At 72.7% G+C, this 17,675-nt stretch carries 13 protein-coding genes; 9 read left to right on the forward strand and 4 right to left on the reverse strand.

Features of this window, described 5'->3' with window-relative positions; genetic code table 11:
* Positions 1-186 precede the first annotated feature (186 nt).
* Together ABZ719_RS00175 and ABZ719_RS00180 are read left to right on the forward strand one after the other, a co-directional pair.
* Positions 187-4,461 (forward strand): HAMP domain-containing protein, encoded by a 4,275-nt coding sequence (locus ABZ719_RS00175; protein ID WP_366722977.1) that lies wholly within the window; start codon positions 187-189, stop codon positions 4,459-4,461.
* 37 nt (positions 4,462-4,498) lie between these two features.
* The gene (locus ABZ719_RS00180) at positions 4,499-6,943 is read left to right on the forward strand and encodes a SpoIIE family protein phosphatase (protein ID WP_366722978.1); all 2,445 of its coding nucleotides are present in this window, start codon (positions 4,499-4,501) and stop codon (positions 6,941-6,943) included.
* Between the two features lie 181 nt (positions 6,944-7,124).
* On the opposite strand, the gene ABZ719_RS00185 is transcribed toward ABZ719_RS00180, so the two are convergent.
* The gene (locus ABZ719_RS00185) at positions 7,125-7,604 is read right to left on the reverse strand and encodes an ATP-binding protein (RefSeq protein WP_366722979.1); all 480 of its coding nucleotides are present in this window, start codon (positions 7,602-7,604) and stop codon (positions 7,125-7,127) included.
* A gap of 552 nt (positions 7,605-8,156) precedes the next feature.
* A complete protein-coding gene (locus tag ABZ719_RS00190) occupies positions 8,157-8,588 on the reverse strand; it encodes a MarR family transcriptional regulator (protein ID WP_366722980.1) in 432 nt (143 codons plus the stop codon).
* A 114-nt stretch (positions 8,589-8,702) separates the two neighbouring features.
* On the opposite strand from ABZ719_RS00190, the gene ABZ719_RS00195 reads away from it, so the two are divergent.
* Positions 8,703-10,178, forward strand: coding sequence for a DHA2 family efflux MFS transporter permease subunit (locus ABZ719_RS00195; RefSeq protein WP_366722981.1), 1,476 nt, complete (start codon positions 8,703-8,705; stop codon positions 10,176-10,178).
* A gap of 243 nt (positions 10,179-10,421) precedes the next feature.
* Here the strand turns inward: ABZ719_RS00195 and ABZ719_RS00200 are convergent, their stop codons facing one another.
* Both ABZ719_RS00200 and ABZ719_RS00205 read right to left on the reverse strand, forming a co-directional pair.
* Complete coding sequence (locus tag ABZ719_RS00200) at positions 10,422-10,646, reverse strand: hypothetical protein (protein WP_366722982.1); 225 nt, start codon at positions 10,644-10,646, stop codon at positions 10,422-10,424.
* Between the two features lie 14 nt (positions 10,647-10,660).
* Entirely contained in the window at positions 10,661-11,263 is a 603-nt protein-coding gene (locus ABZ719_RS00205) for a hypothetical protein (protein ID WP_366722983.1), read from the reverse strand.
* Positions 11,264-11,524: 261 nt separating this feature from the next.
* Between ABZ719_RS00205 and ABZ719_RS00210 the strand changes: the two genes are divergently transcribed.
* From ABZ719_RS00210 to ABZ719_RS00235, 6 genes are all read left to right on the forward strand, one after another.
* Positions 11,525-11,845 carry a hypothetical protein gene (locus ABZ719_RS00210; protein ID WP_366722984.1) on the forward strand — a complete coding sequence of 107 codons (321 nt, stop codon included), beginning with the start codon at positions 11,525-11,527 and terminating at the stop codon, positions 11,843-11,845.
* A gap of 336 nt (positions 11,846-12,181) precedes the next feature.
* Positions 12,182-12,412: a CBS domain-containing protein gene (locus ABZ719_RS00215; protein WP_366722985.1), complete on the forward strand. Its 231-nt coding sequence runs from the start codon at positions 12,182-12,184 to the stop codon at positions 12,410-12,412.
* Positions 12,413-13,077: 665 nt separating this feature from the next.
* Entirely contained in the window at positions 13,078-14,166 is a 1,089-nt protein-coding gene (locus tag ABZ719_RS00220; RefSeq protein WP_366722986.1) for an Lrp/AsnC family transcriptional regulator, read from the forward strand.
* 168 nt (positions 14,167-14,334) lie between these two features.
* Entirely contained in the window at positions 14,335-15,816 is a 1,482-nt protein-coding gene (locus tag ABZ719_RS00225) for an amidase (protein ID WP_366722987.1), read from the forward strand.
* Between the two features lie 15 nt (positions 15,817-15,831).
* Positions 15,832-16,077, forward strand: coding sequence for a hypothetical protein (locus tag ABZ719_RS00230; protein ID WP_366722988.1), 246 nt, complete (start codon positions 15,832-15,834; stop codon positions 16,075-16,077).
* Positions 16,074-17,501 (forward strand): sodium:solute symporter family protein, encoded by a 1,428-nt coding sequence (locus tag ABZ719_RS00235; protein WP_366722989.1) that lies wholly within the window; start codon positions 16,074-16,076, stop codon positions 17,499-17,501. The genes ABZ719_RS00230 and ABZ719_RS00235 overlap by 4 nt, the downstream gene beginning before the upstream one ends.
* Positions 17,502-17,675: the final 174 nt, after the last annotated feature.

Here is a 17,675-nt window from a genome sequence, read left to right on the forward strand (position 1 = left end):
TTCGCGGCGGCACCTCGTGCCGGCCGTGGAGCCGTCACGTCATGCGGAGTGTCCGCGACCCGGGGGCGGCCCTTCCGCTGAACGGGCATCGCGTGGCTGCACGCCCTTCGGGGGGCTTCACGTGGGTGGTCCCTGCATGCGTGGTCAGGGGGAGTTCGGGCAGGGACGAGCGGGACGAGGTTACGCATGACCAGCGAGGGGACCAGGGCCGTCGAGGCCGTGCCGGACGCACGGGAGCTGCGGCAGCTGCTGGCCGGTCTGACGGCCGTACGGGACGGTGACTTCGGCACGCGGCTGCCCGAGGACGCCGCCGGTCTCATGGGTGACATCGCGACCGTGTTCAACGGCATGGTCGACCAGCTCTCCGTGTTCACCTCCGAGGTCACCCGCGTGGCCCGGGAGGTGGGTACCGAGGGGACGCTGGGCGGGCAGGCGGAGGTGCCCGGGGTGTCCGGGACCTGGGCCGTGCTCACGGATTCCGTCAACGCCATGGCGGGCAACCTGACCACGCAGGTCCGTGACATCGCCCAGGTGGCGACCGCGGTCGCCAAGGGCGATCTGTCGCAGAAGATCGACGTTGCGGCGCGTGGCGAGATCCTCCAGCTGAAGAACACCGTCAACACGATGGTCGACCAGCTGTCCGCGTTCGCCGACGAGGTCACCCGCGTCGCCCGCGAGGTCGGCACCGAGGGCCGCCTCGGCGGCCAGGCCAAGGTGCCCGGTGTCGCCGGCGTGTGGCGGGACCTGACCGACTCCGTGAACTTCATGGCGGGCAACCTGACCAGTCAGGTCCGCAACGTCGCCCAGGTGACCACGGCGGTGGCCAAGGGCGACCTCTCGCAGAAGATCACCGTGGACGCCCGCGGCGAGATCCTGGAACTGAAGAGCACCATCAACACGATGGTCGACCAGCTCTCCGCGTTCGCCGACGAGGTCACCCGCGTCGCCCGCGAGGTCGGCACCGAAGGCCGCCTCGGCGGCCAGGCCGACGTCAAGGGCGTCAAGGGCACCTGGCGGGACCTGACCGACTCGGTGAACTCGATGGCGGGCAATCTCACCAACCAGGTCCGCAACGTCGCCCATGTGGCGACCGCCGTCGCCAAGGGCGACCTCTCGCAGAAGATCACGGTCGATGCCCGGGGTGAGATCCTGGAACTGAAGACCACCATGAACACGATGGTCGACCAGCTCTCCGCGTTCGCCGACGAGGTCACCCGCGTCGCCCGCGAGGTCGGCACCGAAGGCCGCCTCGGCGGCCAGGCCGACGTCAAGGGCGTCTCCGGCACCTGGAAGGACCTCACCGACAACGTCAACGTGATGGCGTCGAACCTGACCGGCCAGGTCCGCTCCATCGCCCAGGTCGCCACCGCCGTGGCCCGCGGCGACCTGTCCCGCAAGATCACGGTGGAGGCGGAGGGGGAGATCGCGGCCCTGGCCGACGTGATCAACACCATGGTCGACACGCTCTCCGCGTTCGCCGAACAGGTCACCCGCGTCGCCCGCGAGGTCGGCACCGAGGGCCGCCTGGGCGGCCAGGCCCATGTGCCGAACGTGGCGGGCACGTGGAAGGACCTCACCGACAACGTCAACTCCATGGCCGACAACCTCACCGGTCAGGTGCGCAACATCGCGCTGGTGACGACCGCGGTGGCCCGGGGCGACCTGTCGAAGAAGATCGACGTCGACGCGCGCGGCGAGATCCTGGAGCTGAAGACCACCATCAACACGATGGTCGACCAGCTGTCCGCGTTCGCCGACGAGGTCACCCGCGTCGCCCGCGAGGTCGGCACCGAGGGCCGCCTCGGCGGCCAGGCCGAGGTGGAGGGCGTCTCCGGCACCTGGAAGCGGCTGACGGAGAACGTCAACGAGCTGGCCGGCAACCTGACCCGCCAGGTGCGGGCGATCGGCGCGGTGGCCAGCGCCGTCGCCGAGGGCGACCTGACCCGGTCGATCACCGTGGAGGCGTCCGGCGAGGTCGCCGAACTCAAGGACAACATCAACTCCATGGTGGAGTCGTTGCGCGAGACCACCCGGGCCAACCAGGAGCAGGACTGGCTGAAGACCAATGTGGCGCGGATCTCCTCGCTGCTCCAGGGCCACCGGGACCTGCCGGTGGTGGCCGAGTTGATCATGGAGGAGCTGACACCGCTGGTGTCGGCCCAGTACGGTGCCTTCTACCTCGCCGAGGACGGGGAGCGCGGTCCGGAGCTGCGGCTCGTCGGCTCCTACGGCAGGGCCGAGGACGACGTCCGGCCCACCCGCTTCTCCTTCGGCCGCTCGCTGGTCGGTCAGGCCGCCCACAGTCGCCGTACGATCGCGGTCGAGGACCTGCCCCCCGGGTACGTCACCATCTCCTCCGGGCTGGGCCAGGCCGTCCCCCGGGCGCTGGTCCTGCTGCCGATCCTGTTCGAGGACCAGGTCCTCGGCGTCATCGAGCTGGCATCGGTCACCGCGTTCACACCGACCCACCGGGACTTCCTGGAACAGCTGCGCGAAGCGCTCGGCGTGAACGTCAACACGATCGTGGCGAACGCCCGCACCGACGAGCTGCTGGAGGAGTCCCAGCGGCTGACCGCCGAACTCCAGGCCCGTTCGGCCGAGTTGCAGTCCCAGCAGGACGAGTTGCAGCGCTCCAACGCCGAGCTGGAGGAGAAGGCGTCGCTGCTCGCGGACCAGAACCGTGACATCGAGGCGAAGAACCTGCAGATCGAGCAGGCACGCCGGGAACTGGAGGCCCGCGCCCAGCAGTTGTCGCTGGCCTCGAAGTACAAATCGGAGTTCCTGGCGAACATGAGCCACGAGCTGCGCACCCCGCTCAACAGTCTGCTCATCCTCGCCCAGTTGCTGGCGCAGAACCCCTCGCGCAACCTCACGCCGAAACAGGTCGAGTACGCGGGGATCATCCACTCGGCCGGCAGCGACCTGCTCCAGCTGATCAACGACATCCTCGACCTGTCCAAGGTCGAGGCCGGCAAGATGGACGTCACTCCGGAGCGGGTGCCGCTGGACCGGCTCATCGAGTACGTGGAGGCCACGTTCCGGCCGATGACCACCCAGAAGGGCCTGGAGTTCGCCGTCAGCACCGCGGCCGGCGCGCCCGCCGACCTGCTCACCGACGATTCCCGCCTGCGGCAGATCCTGCGCAACCTGCTGTCCAACGCGGTGAAGTTCACCGAGCAGGGCGGCGTGGAGCTGTCCATCGAGTCCGCGGCGGACGGCGAGGTGCCCGCGGGGGTCGTGCGGGGCGGCGCCGTCGTCGCCTTCCGGGTCAAGGACACCGGCATCGGCATTCCGGAGCAGCACCTGGAGACGATCTTCGGCGCCTTCCAGCAGGCGGACGGCACCACGAGCCGCAAGTACGGCGGCACCGGTCTGGGCCTGTCCATCACGCGCGAGATCGCCCATCTGCTGGGCGGCGCCGTGGTGGTGGACAGCGTCCCGGGCCGGGGCAGCACCTTCACGCTCTTCCTGCCGGTGGCCCGGCCCGACTTCGAGCGGCTGCTCGGCAGCGGCCGCCCGGCCGAGCGGGCGCCGGACGAACCGGCCGCCCTCACCGGTCCGGTGGCCGCGACCGGGCAGCCGGCGGGCCCGGGCCGGCCGCATCCGCGCCGGCTGCTCGTCGTCGAGGAGCGCTCCCGCGGTCTGCTGACCCTGGTCGCCGAGAGTGTGGTCGCGGACCTGTCCCGGCACAGCCCGGACGACGGCACCGCCGGGTCCGCGGTCGAGGTCATCACCGCGGTGGGGGCGCAGGAGGCGGCGGGCGCGCTGGCCGCCAGGCCCTGCCACTGCGTCGTCCTGGACCTCGACATGCCCGAGGGCGAGGCGGACCGGTTCCTCATGGCGCTGCACAGCGACTCGGGGCTGACGGGCGTGCCGGTCCTCGTCCATGGTGGTCACCGTCCTGACGCGGCCTCGGACGAGGTGCTGCGCCGGCACCGGGACGACGGATCCGTGGAGTTCCTCTCCGGCCTGGACGAGCTGCGCGAACGCATCGCCCTGCACCTGTCGGCCGAGGAGCCCGGCGATGTGCTGTCCCTGGTGCGGCCCGAGGAACCGCAGGACCTCACGCCGCCCGTCGACGACCGCTTCCGGGGCCGTACCGTCCTGGTCGTCGACGACGACGCGCGCAACCTGTTCGCGCTCAGCGGGATCCTGGAGATGTACGGCTTCCGGGTGCTGCACGCGGAGAACGGACGCAAGGGCATCGACACGCTGCTCGGCAACCCCGGCATCGCGCTGGTCCTGATGGACGTCATGATGCCGGAGATGGACGGCTACACGGCCACCGCGGAGATCCGCAAGCTGCCCCAGTACGCCGATCTGCCGATCATCGCCGTCACCGCGAAGGCGATGCCGGGTGACCGGGAGAAGTCCCTGGCGTCGGGTGCGAGCGACTACGTCACCAAGCCCGTGGACGCCCACGACCTGATCGCCTGTGTCCGACGCTGGCTGTCCGCGTGAGCGAGCGAGCACCCTTCGGCCGAGGAGCATCCGCATCGTGAGCACCACCGACAAGCCGCACGGGCCGGGCACCGCCGGGCCCCGCCCGGAGCCGGCCGCGCCCACCGTGCCGGCGCCCGGCGGCGCCGCGGTCGCGCCGGACCTGGCCGGCGCCTCCCCCGCCTCACCCGTCGGCAGGCTGGCCGCCACGGTCGAGCGGCTGCGCCGCGAAGTCCTCAGCGCGCAGGCGGAGGCGGAGGGCCGGGCACTGGTCGAGATGGCCAAGGGCATCCTGGTCGAGCGGCTGGGATGCGGTCCGGCACAGGCGGCCCGGCAACTCGCCGAGCTGACCGAACAGGCCAAGATGACGACGCTGGAGTTCGCGGTCGAGGTCATCAACCAGGCCGCCCGCGACCGCGTGACGGAGGTCACGGACGCCTTCCTGGCCGCCGCCGGCGGCGCGGTCGAGCGCGACACCGCCGCCGTACGGCTCAGGGCGGCCGAGAGCGGGGCACTGGCGGCCGACGACACCCAGGCCGTCGCCGACTCCCTGCTGGAACACGCGCTGCGTCCGCTGGGCGCGGTGGCCGTGGCCGTGTGGGCCGCGGGGGCCGACGGCTCGCTGACCCTCGTCGGCAGCGCCGGGTTCTCCCCGGCGGAGGCCACCCGGTGGCGGTACGTCCCGCCGGAGGTGGCGACGGTGGCACGCCGCGGTCTGACGGAGCGCGACGGGCAGTGGCTGTCCTCGCTCTCCGCGACCGGGCTGCCGACCATCGGCCGGCACGCGCACCCGGACGGCGGCCGGGTCGCGGTCCCGGCGGGCACCGGCGGCCGCATCCACGGCGTGCTGGAGATCGCCTGGCCGGAACCGCTCCCGCCCCAGCCGCCGCAGATCGTCCGGCAGGTGGATGCCCTGGCCGAACTGTGCGCGCACACCCTGGAGACGTACACGCTGCGCCGGGACCCGGGGCACGAGCCGGGGATCCTGCCGCCCACCGCCGAGCTGATGGACCTGGCGGACGGGCTGCACGACCCCGCCCTGGTCCTGGTCCCGCACATCGACGGCTCCGGACAGCTGGTCGACTTCCGCATCCAGCACGTCAACAGCCGCTTCCTGGACCCGGCGGGCCGCCCCCGCGCGGTGGTCAACGGTGCGCTGCTGCTGGAGGCGTACCCCATGGCCGCGGGCAAGAGCGAGCTGTTCCAGCGGGTGGAGCGGGTGTGGGCCACGGGCGAGCCGTTCCGGGCACGCCGCATGCAACTGACCTCGCTCGTCGACCAGGTGCCGCTGTCGACGGTCGCGGACATCAGCATCAGCCGGCACGGCAGCAGCGTGCTGCTGCTCTGGCGCATCGAGGACGAGACGGCCCGGCTGGCCAGTCTCCTCCAGCACGCCCAGCGGCTGGGCCGCATCGGCGGCTTCGAGGAGAACCTGCTCACGGGTGAGATCACCTGGAACGACCAGCTGTTCCAGCTGTACGGGCGGCCGCCGTCCAGCACGCCGGTGCCCCTGGAGGAACTCCCTGAGCACGCGCACTTCGACGACGCGGTGCCCCTCGGCCGTTTCCTGCGCACGGTGCTGCACCAGCGCAGGCCCGCCTCCGCGGCGTTCCGTCTGCAGCGGCCCGACGGCGTGACCCGGCACATCCGGGTGGTCGCCGAACCGGTGCTGGACACCGACGGCCGGCTGTTCGCGGTCCGGGGCGCCTACCAGGACATCTCCGCCCAGCACTGGACGGAGGTCGCACTCGCCGCCACCCGTGACCAACTCGCCCACACCGAGCAGCAGGCGACGGAGCGCAACCGGCTGACCCTGCAACTGCAGCACGCCATCATGCCGCCGACGCAGGCACCGCTGCGGGTGTCCGGTCTGGAGATCGCGGTGCGCTACCGGCCGGCGGAGACCGAGCACCTGGTGGGCGGCGACTGGTACGACACCGTGGTGCTGCCGTCCGGGCTGGTGCTGCTCTGCGTGGGCGACGTCGCCGGGCACGGCATCGAGGCCGCCACCAGCATGGTGGTGCTGCGCAACGCCCTGCGCGGGCTCGCCGTGACCGGGGCGGGACCGGGCCAGCTGCTGTCGTGGCTGAACATCGTGGCGCACCACCTCACCGGTGCGGTCACCGCCACCGCGGTCTGCGCGCTGTACGACCGGGACCGCCGCACCCTGCGGTGGGCGCGGGCGGGCCACCTCCCGCCCGTCCTGGTCCGCGGGGCGGAGGCCGCGCCGCTGCCCCTCATCAAGGGCCTGCTGCTGGGCGCGGTACCCGATGCCGTGTACGAGGAGGCGGAGCTGCAGCTGGCGCCGGGGGACACCATGCTGATGTACACCGACGGACTGATCGAACGCCGGGACCGGACCGTGGAGGAATCCCTGGCCCACCTGCTGGCCACGGCCCGTACGGCGCCCAGGACGCTGGACCAGCAGCTGGACCGCCTGCTGACCTACAGCAAGTCGGACACGGACGACGACACCTGCGTCGTCGGCACCCGGGTCGTGTAGGGGAGGCTGCCCCCTGCCCGGCGTGCCGGACAGGTCGTGATCCGCCCGGTCGCGGCCCCGCCGGATGACGGGGAGTCAGGGCTGCTTCCGTCAGACACGAGGGGTATCTGCCCGTCCGTGGGTCCTCATCGGCCCGTGTCGGTCCTCCGTGCGGCCGGACGGGTCCCCCGGCCGCGCCGCCCTACAGGGGCGGGCGGCCGGTGATCGCGCCGTCGGGGTCGTCGGCCAGGGCGAGGCGGGCGGTGATGCGCTTGCCGACCGGTTCGCGCTGTACCGCGAAGCCCTGGGCGACGGCCATGACGATCTCCAGGCCGTGCTGTCCCACCCGGCCGGCGTCCGCTGCCCGGGCGACGGGCAGCACCGGATCGGAGTCCCACACCGAGATCTCGACCATGCCCCCGGTGATCCGCAGGTCCAGCAGGGCCGGGCCGGGCGCGTACTTGCGGGCGTTGGTGACCAGCTCGCTGACCACCAGCTGCGTGAGGTCCAGGGCACGCCGGGAGACGGGCAGTCCGTGCTCGGCCTGCACCCGGCCGAGGAAACCGGCGGCCAGATGGCGGGCCTGCGCGATGTCGGTACCGTCACCCTCCAGAGCCACACTGGTCTGTATCACATAGTCGTCCGGCATGGCGCCGTCCTCGCCCATGGGCCCTGCATCCATCGCCGTCGCCTTCATTGCCACGTTCACCCTCGCGCGCATACCCACGCCGATCAGGTTGACACCTGCTGCTCCGCTGTCCCTCCGCGGCCTTCGGTGCACAGGAGCATCACGGAGTGCCGCAGGGAGCAGTATCCCGGGCCGGAGGGCCACTGTGCCAGCACCTCCCGCGGGACCGGGGGGAGTGACGGGGACCGCACCCGCCCGCACCGCCGTCGAAACCCTGCCGCCGGCCAGGCATGGGAACGACGCCCGCGGGTAGACCCGCGGGGCCGGACGGGGGAGGGCCGCCACCTGGGGAGGTCGACCGGCCCTCCCCCGTCGGCGACTTGGCCACGACACGGCGCGGCACCCGGGACCTCCCGCGTGCCCGGCGTCGCCGAGAAGTCGCGTGCCCCTCCCGGTCCTCCGCCGCCGAGCGGCCGGCCGCCAGGGAGGGTTTCGGAAGTCTGCCCCGCGGCGTCCGGCACGCACGCTCGCCGCTTTGCCGGGATCATCCCCGTACGCCCGGTACGAGGAGGGCCCTTCGCCTTGCGACCCCGCGGGTCAATACGCCTAGGAGGTGTGGGCGCGGATCCGCGCAAGCAGGGTCCGCAGGTGCTCGCGGTCGCCCTCGTCCAGGGCCGCGGTCGCCTCGGCGAGGGCGAGGCGGTCGATCTCCTCCGCCTCGCGATGGCGGCGCAGCCCTTCGTCGGTGAGCCGGACCAGCAGCGCCCGCCGGTCCTGCGGGTGGGGGATGCGCTGCACCAGGCCGTCGCGTTCGAGGCTGTCCACGATCGTGGTGGCGGTGCGGGCCGCGATGCCCGCCATCTCGCCCAGTTCCCCCATGCGCAGCGGCTGCCGGGCCCGGGCCAGCATGCGCAGCGCGCGCAACCGGGCCACCGAGGCGCCCTTCTCCCGCAGCCGGGCTTCCACGAACTGCCGTAGCCGGTGCGTCGTCTCGTACAGCTCGTCGACCAGGACGTCGCTGCTGCCTTGCAGTGCCATGCTGCCCAGTCTCCCGTGTCCCGCGCCGCCCTCGCACGTGGCCCGGGCGGGGCCGCTGCCGCACCGTGAGAAAAGCCGTGTCCTGAGCTAGCACATAGTGAGTATGCTCAGCATATGCCACGTCGTCTCCCCGTGCCCCGCGCCGCCCGGCCGTTCCGCCTCAGCCAGCGGCTGGTCGTCCCCCTCGTGTGCGTCAGCGTGACGTTCGTCGCGATCGTCGACGGAGCGATCACCACCGTGGCCCTGCCCTCGATCGCCGGTCAGTTCCGGCTGACCACCGCCGCCCTGGACGGCGTGGTGGTGGTCTACCCGGTCTGCCTGGCCATGGCCATCCCGGCCTCGGCGTGGCTGGTCGAGCGGTTCGGCGGCAAACGCGTCCTGCTGGCCGCCCTGGCCGGTTTCCTCGGCTCGTCGCTGCTGTGCGGGGCGGCGCTCGGGATCGGCCGGCTCGTCATCTGCCGAGCGGTGCAGGGACTCTCGGCCGGTGTCCTCTTCCCCGCCTCCACCGCACTGCTGTTCAGCACCTTCACCTCGGCCGAACAGCTACGCGTCTCCCGTTACATGATCGTCCCCCAGCAGATCGCCCCGGCCGCCGCCCCCGTGCTGGGCGGGCTGCTCGTGGACCACCTGTCCTGGCGGTGGGTCTTCTACGTCAACCTGCCGGTGGGCCTGCCCGCCCTGCTGTTCGGCGCACTGTTCCTGGCCGGCGGCCGCGGCGGCCGGCCGGGCCGCTTCGACCTGCCCGGGCTGCTGCTGAGCGCAGGGGGCCTGGGGACCGTGATGTTCGGTGTGTGCGAAGGACCCGACCGCGGCTGGGCCTCCCCCGCCGTCCTCGCCTCCCTCGCCTCCGGCGCGGCCCTGCTGGCGGCCGCCGTCGCCGTGGAACTGCGCACGGCCCGGCCCCTGTTGCGGCTGCGCCTGTTCACCGACCGGCTGTTCCGGGACACCAACCTGATCAACCTGACCGGCCTGATCCCCATCATGGGCGCACTGTACCTGGGTCCGCTCTTCCTCCAGCAGGCCCAGGGCCGTACGGCGCTGGAGTCGGGCCTGACCACCTTCACCGAGGCGTTCGGAGTGCTGCTGACCGTCCAGCTCGCCGGTGTCCTGTACGCCAGGGTGGGTCCGCGTGTCATCGTCGGCTGCGGCCTGAGCGGTGTCACCGCGGTGCTGCTGCTCTTCGCCGCCTGCGGAGCGGACACCGGGCTGTGGACCTTCCGCGGCCTGATGTTCCTGTTCGGTGCCGCGATCGGGTGCTTCTTCATCCCCACCACGATCGCCTCGCTGGCCACCGTCGAGCGGGCGGACCTGCCCCAGGCCACGATGCTGAACACCGTCGTGCGCCAGACCGGCGGCGCGCTCGCCCCGGCAGCGGTGACCACGGCCCTCGTGCTCGGCACACCGCCGGGCGCCTCCGCCGTACCGCCGCTGCCCGCCTACCAGCACGCCTACCTCGCTCTGGCGGCCGTCGCGGCGGCGACGGCGGTCTTCGCCTTCACCCTCCCCGACGGCCCCGCCCGCGCCGCCGCCCGCGGCACCACCGCGACGACGGCCTCCACCGCCCCGCGCACCCTGGAGCCGAAGACCTGAAGCAGCGGAAGCCACCACTGTGCGAGGGGCGGGCGGCGGCGCGGGCCACCGCCGCCGCGCCGACGACCGGCTGCCGCTTCAGAGCTGCGAACAGAAGGGGAGTCCGATCAGCTCGCGGCGTCCGGTGCGTGCGATCGCAAGGCGCCGGAAGGTCCTTGTGGCGGAGCTGCCAGGGCCTTCCGGCAACGCCGCGAGCGTGCGTGCCGGGCGTCGCGAGCCGGGCGCCCCTTTTGTTCGCAGCTCTCAGACGCCGTCCATGTGGCCGTTCGCGGCGAGCAGCCGCTCCATGCTCTTGTGGGCGGGGGCGGCTTCGGTGTTGCTCTCGTCGTGGAAGAGCCGGAGGTACTGGATGAGGGCGCTCACGCACGCGTCGCGTCCGTCGTACTCCGCGTTGTCGACGAGCCGGCAGTCTCGGGAGATCTCCCTCGTCCGCCCGTCCGGGCCGGTGTACAGGGGGTGCCAGATCATCTCGACGTCCGGGTTCAGCCGCTGGACCAGCCGGAGTTCCGGGACCTCCAGTCTGATGAGCTGTCGGGATCGTAGGCCCGCACGAAGATGTGCACCGGGCCGGTGGCGAGGGAGACGAAGGCCTTGGACAGGATGCTCCACATCGGCCCTGTCAGTTTCCAGTCCGGGTGCAGCTCCAGGACGTTGAGCACGCTGCCGATCCGGGTTCGCGCCAGGGGTGTGTGGCCCTTCTCGTACGCGTAGTCGTTGACCTCGATGCCGCCGGCCCACAGGGCCATGGTGGGCGTCCCGATCTCCAGGTGCTTGGTCATGAGCTTGACGAACTCGTGGTACCACGTGTTCGTGGCGCGGATCTCGCGCTGCTCCTGGCGGTCACTCGTCCTCGCCGCGGCCTCACTGTTCAGCGCGCCCTGCGAGTCGACCCCGCCGAGCAGGAGTTGCCAGGCGTCGTCGGCTTCGGCCCGGGGAATGCCAGCGGCCTTCGTCAGTTCCTGGTACGGCCCCCACTCGGGGTGCTCCGTGGGCCGCGTGGCGTAGTGCTCGTTCAGGCCGCCCGCCTTGCGCTGCACCCAGCGGGTCACCGCCGCGTTCCCCGCGCGCTGCTGAAGCGCGGCCATACCGGTGAGGGGCGCCTCCCGTCCGGCGGCGGCCCGCGGCGACGTCCGCGCCCGAGTGTCCCTGAGTCGCTCACGCACGCTTTCCTCCCCCTTCCCCCGGCCGGTGCCACCGAGCCTAGAGACGCGACACCGAACGGACGAGGTACAGGAGGGCACCCCCGAGGGCACGCGCCCCCGTCCAGGCACCGACGGAGCGCGGCCGGCGAGGAATCCGTACGATCGGCCAGGACGTCCGAGTCGCCGGGGGAAGGTTCAAGGCACGTGGTTCCTCAGCTCTCCCCAGCTCTGGGCAAACTGGAACGCGTGCCGGAGCAGCGGCGTGAGGACTGGGTACGGCTTCTGCCGCCCGCCGTGCGTGGTTTCTCGGCGCAGCGGGCGCGGGACCTCGGGGTCCTGGAATCGCTCGAGCGGGGCACCGTGCCGGCGGAGGCCGTCGACGATCTGGTCGACGGCTGGTCCGACTGGCTGCAACGGAGAGCGGTCGAAGTGAGCAGGGACCGGGACGTCCTGGGTGTCCTCTCCCGCAGGGGGAGGACAAAGGGCATCAGGCGGTCCGCCGTTGATGCTCTCCGCCACGGCTGAGCCGCCGTCCGCCCGTCGATGGCCGCGTTGTCCGCTCGAACAAGGCTGGGCTGCCCAGGGGGCCGGAAGGCAGCAGGCACGATGCGGTGACGCCGCTCCCGGGCAGCCCCACGGCCGGACGGCCGGCGTCGGGGGCTGGCCGCCTCGTGCTTCGGCGGCCCTGCTCTCACACGCTCGTCAGGACCTGCGGGGCCAGGATCTTGATCAGGATGTTGGTCCAGCGCATCGGGTCGGCGACCTGGGTGACCAACGCGGACCGGCCTGCTACGGAAGCGTTCGGATGATCATTCCGCTGCGCGCCGGGTGGGGATGCGGTTCAGAGGAAGAAGGGACTCCATGACCACGGCGCGAGACATCATGACCGGCGGCGCCGAGTGCGTCGGTGCCGGGGAGACGGTGCTGGACGCGACCCGCAGGATGAAGGACCTCGGGGTCGGCGCGCTGCCTGTCTGCGGTACCGACAACAAGCTGAAGGGTGTCCTGACAATGGTCGCCCAGGCCGACGTCGCCCGTTCACTGCCCGACCCGCAGGTCGGTGATCTGCTGCAGGCGCTCTCCAGCGACTGACCCGTCTGCCGTTCCTCCGGTCCGGGCGCCCCGCACCCGGGCACCGGCCGGGAGCCGGCCGCCGGCGGCGGCACCGGGCCTGGGCCCTGCGCTTCCCCGAAGGAGGGCTCCTGACCGGGGCCGCCCGGCCTCCGCCTCCCCTCCCCCGCCATCCGGCGGTCCGGCGGATGACGGTCCGGCGGACTGGCTCGACCAAGGCTCGACAGGACAAAACTGCACCGGGGGGCAGCAGCGGCTCCAGGTCCGGCAGGCCGACAGCCGCGGAGCCCGTGAGGGCGTGCGCCGGTCGGCGGCGGGGCGGGCCGCGCCCCTCGCTCCCCGGGCGGCGCGCTCATGGGCCGGTTCCCGGTGACCGTGATCGCAGCAGCTCTGGAGCCGGGTACAAAAGTGGGTTCCGATCAGCGGGCGGTGTCCGGTGCGTGCGATCGCAAGGCGCCGGAAGGTCCTTGTGGCGGAGCTGCCAGGGCCTTTCGGCAATGCGGCGAGGGCGCGTGCCGGGCGTCGGCCGCCGGCCGCCGGGGCCCACTTCTGTCCGCAGCTCTCAGGGCGATGCGGTGCCGAGGACTCCCAGGCCGATGCCCCTCCTCGGCGGTCCGAGGGCGGGCCGGGGCGCCGGTCCGACGCCCCTGGGTGCGGGGGACGCCCCGGTCGTTAGGGTCGTCCCCGTGACCTACCCACCACCGGCCACGCCGGCCGAGCCGACCGTCCCCGCGGCGCCGCCCGCGCGCCCCGCCACGACCCGAGGCGCGTCCGCAGGCCCGCACGCCGGCCCGTCCGGTACGCCTCTCGACGGGCTCGACCGGCGCATCGTCGCCGCTCTGCAGATCGACGGGCGGGCCTCGTGGCGGCGGATCGCGGGGGCTCTCGGGGAGCCCGAGCGGAAGGTGGCGCGGCGCGGGCTGCGGTTGCTGGAGAGCGGGGACGTCGCCGTGCGCGGGCTCGTCGTGCGGGGCGAGACCGTGATCCTGCGGATGACGTGCCGGCCGGGCGCCGTGCGGGACGCGGCCGTGGCGGCGGCCCGGCGTGCGGACTGCATCTTCTCGTACGCGCTGGCCGGGCCGGTGGACTGCGTGGCCGAACTGCAGTGCCCGCCGGGCCGGTTGGCGCCGCTGATGCTCGACGAGGTGCCCGCGCTGCCGGGGCTGGTCTCGCAGAGCGTGTCACCGGTCCTGCGGTATTTCCGCACGGTGCACGAATGGTCGCCCGGGATCCTGGACGCCGCGGAAGTCGAAGCGCTCGGCGGACGGTCCGCGATCGCCGACGGCCTCGCCGTCCCCGACATCGAGGTCGGGCCGGAGGAACTGGCGATCCTGGGGGCGCTCGCCGAGGACGGGCGGCGCACGCACGAGGACCTCGCGGCCGTCGCCGGAGTGTCCGTGGCGACCGCGCGCCGCCGCGTGGAGACGCTGACGCGCGAAGGCCTCGTGAGCATCCGCGCCGCCGTCGAGCCCGCGCTGCTCGGCCTGCCGGTCGAGGCGCTGCTGTGGATCAAGGTCCGGCCCGACGAGGTCGAGAAGGTGGGCCGGCTGCTCGTCGAGTCGCCGCTCGTGCGGTACGCGGCCGTCGTGATGGGCGAGCATCAGCTCCTGGTCGACGTGACACAGCCGTCGAAGGCCGCGCTGCACGCGTTCCTCACGGCTTCGCCGTGGGTGCGGCACGTGGAGGCCGTGCAGTCCCATCTGGTCGTCGCATCCTTCAAGCGCAGCGGCGTCGAGTTCCCCAGCAGCGGCCGCGGACCTTCCGCGCATGACTGAAATCCTCACCACACCTGATTACGCGTCTTAAAACTTCATACGGGCCAAGTCATTGACTGAAAAGGTCAGCGACGCCAGTGTGGTGCCTCACACGCGTCGTGCCTCGGCCCCCGCCGGACCAGCATCACCGCGACGCCGTCCCACCGTGCCCGCTGCCCTAGGACTGCCATGCCCGTTGCTCCCGGCCCCGCCCCCTCCCCCGCGGAATCCACCGCGTCCGGCCCCGCCGCCCCCGGCCGGGACGAGATCTGCGTGCTGGACGCCGTCGACCTCGCGGCGCGCATCCGCCGCGGGGAACTGTCGGCCCGCGAGGTCGTCCAGGCCCACCTCCAGCGCATCGAACGGCACAACCCCGCCGTCAACGCGATCGTCACCCTCGACCCGGAGGGCGCGCTGGCCGCCGCTGCCGCCGCCGACGAGCGGCAGGCGCGCGGCGAGGAACTCGGTCCGCTGCACGGCCTGCCCATCGCCTTCAAGGACACCCACCTCACCCGCGGCATGCGCACCACCCACGGCTCGCCGCTCTTCGCCGAGCACGTCCCCGACGAGGACGAACTCCTCGTGCGGCGCATCCAGGACGCCGGCGCCATCCGCATCGGCAAGACCAACGTCCCCGAGTTCGCGGCCGGCTCGCACACCTTCAACCCCGTCTTCGGCGCGACCCGGAACCCGTACGACCTGACGCGCTCCGCGGGCGGCAGCAGCGGCGGGGCCGCGGCCGCGCTCGCCGCCGGGTTCCAGCCGCTCGCCGACGGCAGCGACATGGGCGGCTCGCTGCGCAACCCGGCGTCCTTCTGCAACGTCGTCGGGCTGCGCCCCACCCCCGGCCGTGTCCCCTCCCACCCCGCCGGCAACCTCTGGGACACCCTCGGCGTCGCCGGGCCCATGGGCCGCACCGTCGCCGACACCGCGCTGCTGCTGTCCGTGATGGCCGGACCCGACCCGCGGGTCCCGATCTCCCTCGGCGAGCCGGGCGCCGGCTTCCGCGCGCCGCTCGGGCGGGACACCGCCGGGCTGCGCGTCGCGTTCACCCCCGACCTCGGCGGCCGGGTCACCGTCGACCGCGACGTGCGCGACGTCTTCGCACGCCAGGCCGAGGTCTTCGAGGGTCTCGGCTGCGTCGTCGCCGAGGACTGCCCCGACCTGGACGGCGCCGAGGACGTGTTCCGTACGCTGCGCGCCCACGAGTTCAGTCTCGGCCTCGGCGCCCTGCTCGACAGCGACCGCGCGGCCCTGAAACCCAGCCTCGTCCGGAACATCGAGGAGGGGCGGCGGCTGACCGGCGCCGACCTCGTCCGTGCCACCACCGGGCACGCCCGCATCCACCTCGCCGCCACCGCCTTCTTCGAACGGTACGACGTGCTGATCGCCCCGGTCAGCCAGGTCACCCCGTTCCCCGTCGAGTCGGAGTACCCCACCGAGATCGACGGGGAGCCGCAGCACTCCTACCTCGACTGGATGCGCTCCGCGTACTTCGTCAGCGTTCTGGGCTCACCCGCCCTCTCCGTCCCCGCCGGCTTCACTCCGGCCGGGCTTCCCGTCGGCCTCCAGATCGTGGGCCCGCCCCGCGCCGAGAGGACCGTGCTCGAGACCGGTGCCGCCTACGAGGCCGCCACCGGGCACGGACGCCGTCGCCCCCGCCTCCCGTAGCCGTATGGAGCCCCGATGAGAAAACCGCACGCCCTGTGGGCCGTGGTGCCCGTAGTGGCTTTCCTCAGCACTCCCTTCCTGCCCTTCGTCAACGGCCCGCACCTCTGGTTCGGCCTCCCCTCCGTCCTCGTCTGGTGCCTGCTGTGGACGGCGGGGACGACGGCCTCGCTCGCGCTCGTCGAACACTTCGCCCACCCCGCCGGCGAGGGCGACGAGGACGACGACGTGACGCACGACGCGTACGAGGAGGCCGCCGCGTGAACACCACCATGGCCATCACCCTGGCCGGCATCGTGACCGTCGCCGTCGTCGGCATGAGCGGGCGCCGCCCCGGCCGCGGGGAGTTCGGCGAATGGACCGTCGGCAAACGCAGGTTCTCCACCTTCACCACCTGGTTCCTGCAGGCGGGCGAGTCCTTCACGACCTTCAGCTTCCTCGGCCTCGCCGGCATCGCCTTCGGCGGCGGCGTCGCCGCGGCCTTCGCCCTGTGCTACCTCGCGATCAATTTCGTCCTGCAGTACTTCACCGCGCCCCGCATGCGTGAACTGGGCAGTGCAGGGGGCTACTTGACACAGGCCGACTTCTTCGCCGACCGCTTCCGCAGTCCGCTGCTCGGCAAGGTCGTCGCCGTCGTCGGTGCCGTCTTCCTGCTGCCGTACCTCCAGCTCCAGATCACCGGGCTCGGGCTGATCGTGCAGCTCGCCACCGGCAGCCGTACGGGCGGAAACCTGAGCATGGTGCTCGCCACCGTCCTCACCGTCGCCTTCGTCCTGTGGTCCGGCATCCGCGGCATCGCACGCGTCGCCTACCTCAAGGACGCTCTGATGATCGTCGGGCTCGTGGTGCTGATCGCCGGCGTGGCGCTGTCGGTGCACGGCGGCATCGGCGGCCTGTTCGAGACCGTGCGGGACAGTCACCCCAATCTCCTGACGCTGCATCAGGAGGGTTACGACGCCACGTTCTTCGTCACCGCCGTCATCGTCTCCGGCATCGGCGGCGGGCTCGGCACCATGGCGCATCTGTGGCCGCCGGTCCTCGCCGCCGGCAGCGGGCGCGCGCTGCGCAAGAACGCGGTCTGGCTGCCGCTCTACCAGATCGCTCTCGGCATCCCCGTGATCGTCGGGTTCGCCGGGATCCTGCTCGTGAAGCCGGACTCGCCCTCGAACGCCGTCGCCCTGACCCTGGCGGGCCAGACGCTGCCCGGCTGGCTCGTCGGCATCGTCGCCGTCGCCGCGGCCTCGGCGGCGATGGTGCCGTCCGCGGCCATCGTCGTCGGGATCTCCAGTCTGCTGTCGCGCAACCTGCTCAGCGTCCGCAACGAACGCGCGCAGTTGCGCACCAACCACGTGTGCGTCGTCGCGGCCGCCGGCCTCGCCCTCCTCCTCGGCCTGACCAGGCCCGGGCTCCTGTCCGACCTGCTGCTGCTCACCTACGGAGGCCTCACCCAGCTCGCCCCCGCGATCGTCATGGGCCTGGCGAAGAAGGTCCGTCTGGACGCGGTGCCCGCGCTGCTCGGCATCCTGACCGGAGTCGGCGTCCTGGTCTGGCTCACCTTCGGCGGCGTGGACGTCGGCACGGTCGACACCGGGCTCATCGCCCTCGCCCCGAACCTGGTGGTCACGGCCGTCGCCCAGCTCGTCGTACGGTCCCGCTCCCTCACCCCGGTCCCGGCCGAGGCCGGCTGACCGGCCTGGGCCGGCCGGCCCGCCGGGGCCGGCTGACCGGCCGAGGCCGACGAGACTGCCGACGACGGGTCTGCCGACAGGCCCGCCGAGGCCGACGGGCCCGCCGACCGCGACGGACCCGCCGTGGCCGATGGACCGGCCGACCGCGACGGACCCGCCGTGGCTGATGGACCG

Source organism: Streptomyces sp. NPDC006743 (assembly GCF_040703815.1).
Lineage (GTDB): Bacteria > Actinomycetota > Actinomycetes > Streptomycetales > Streptomycetaceae > Streptomyces.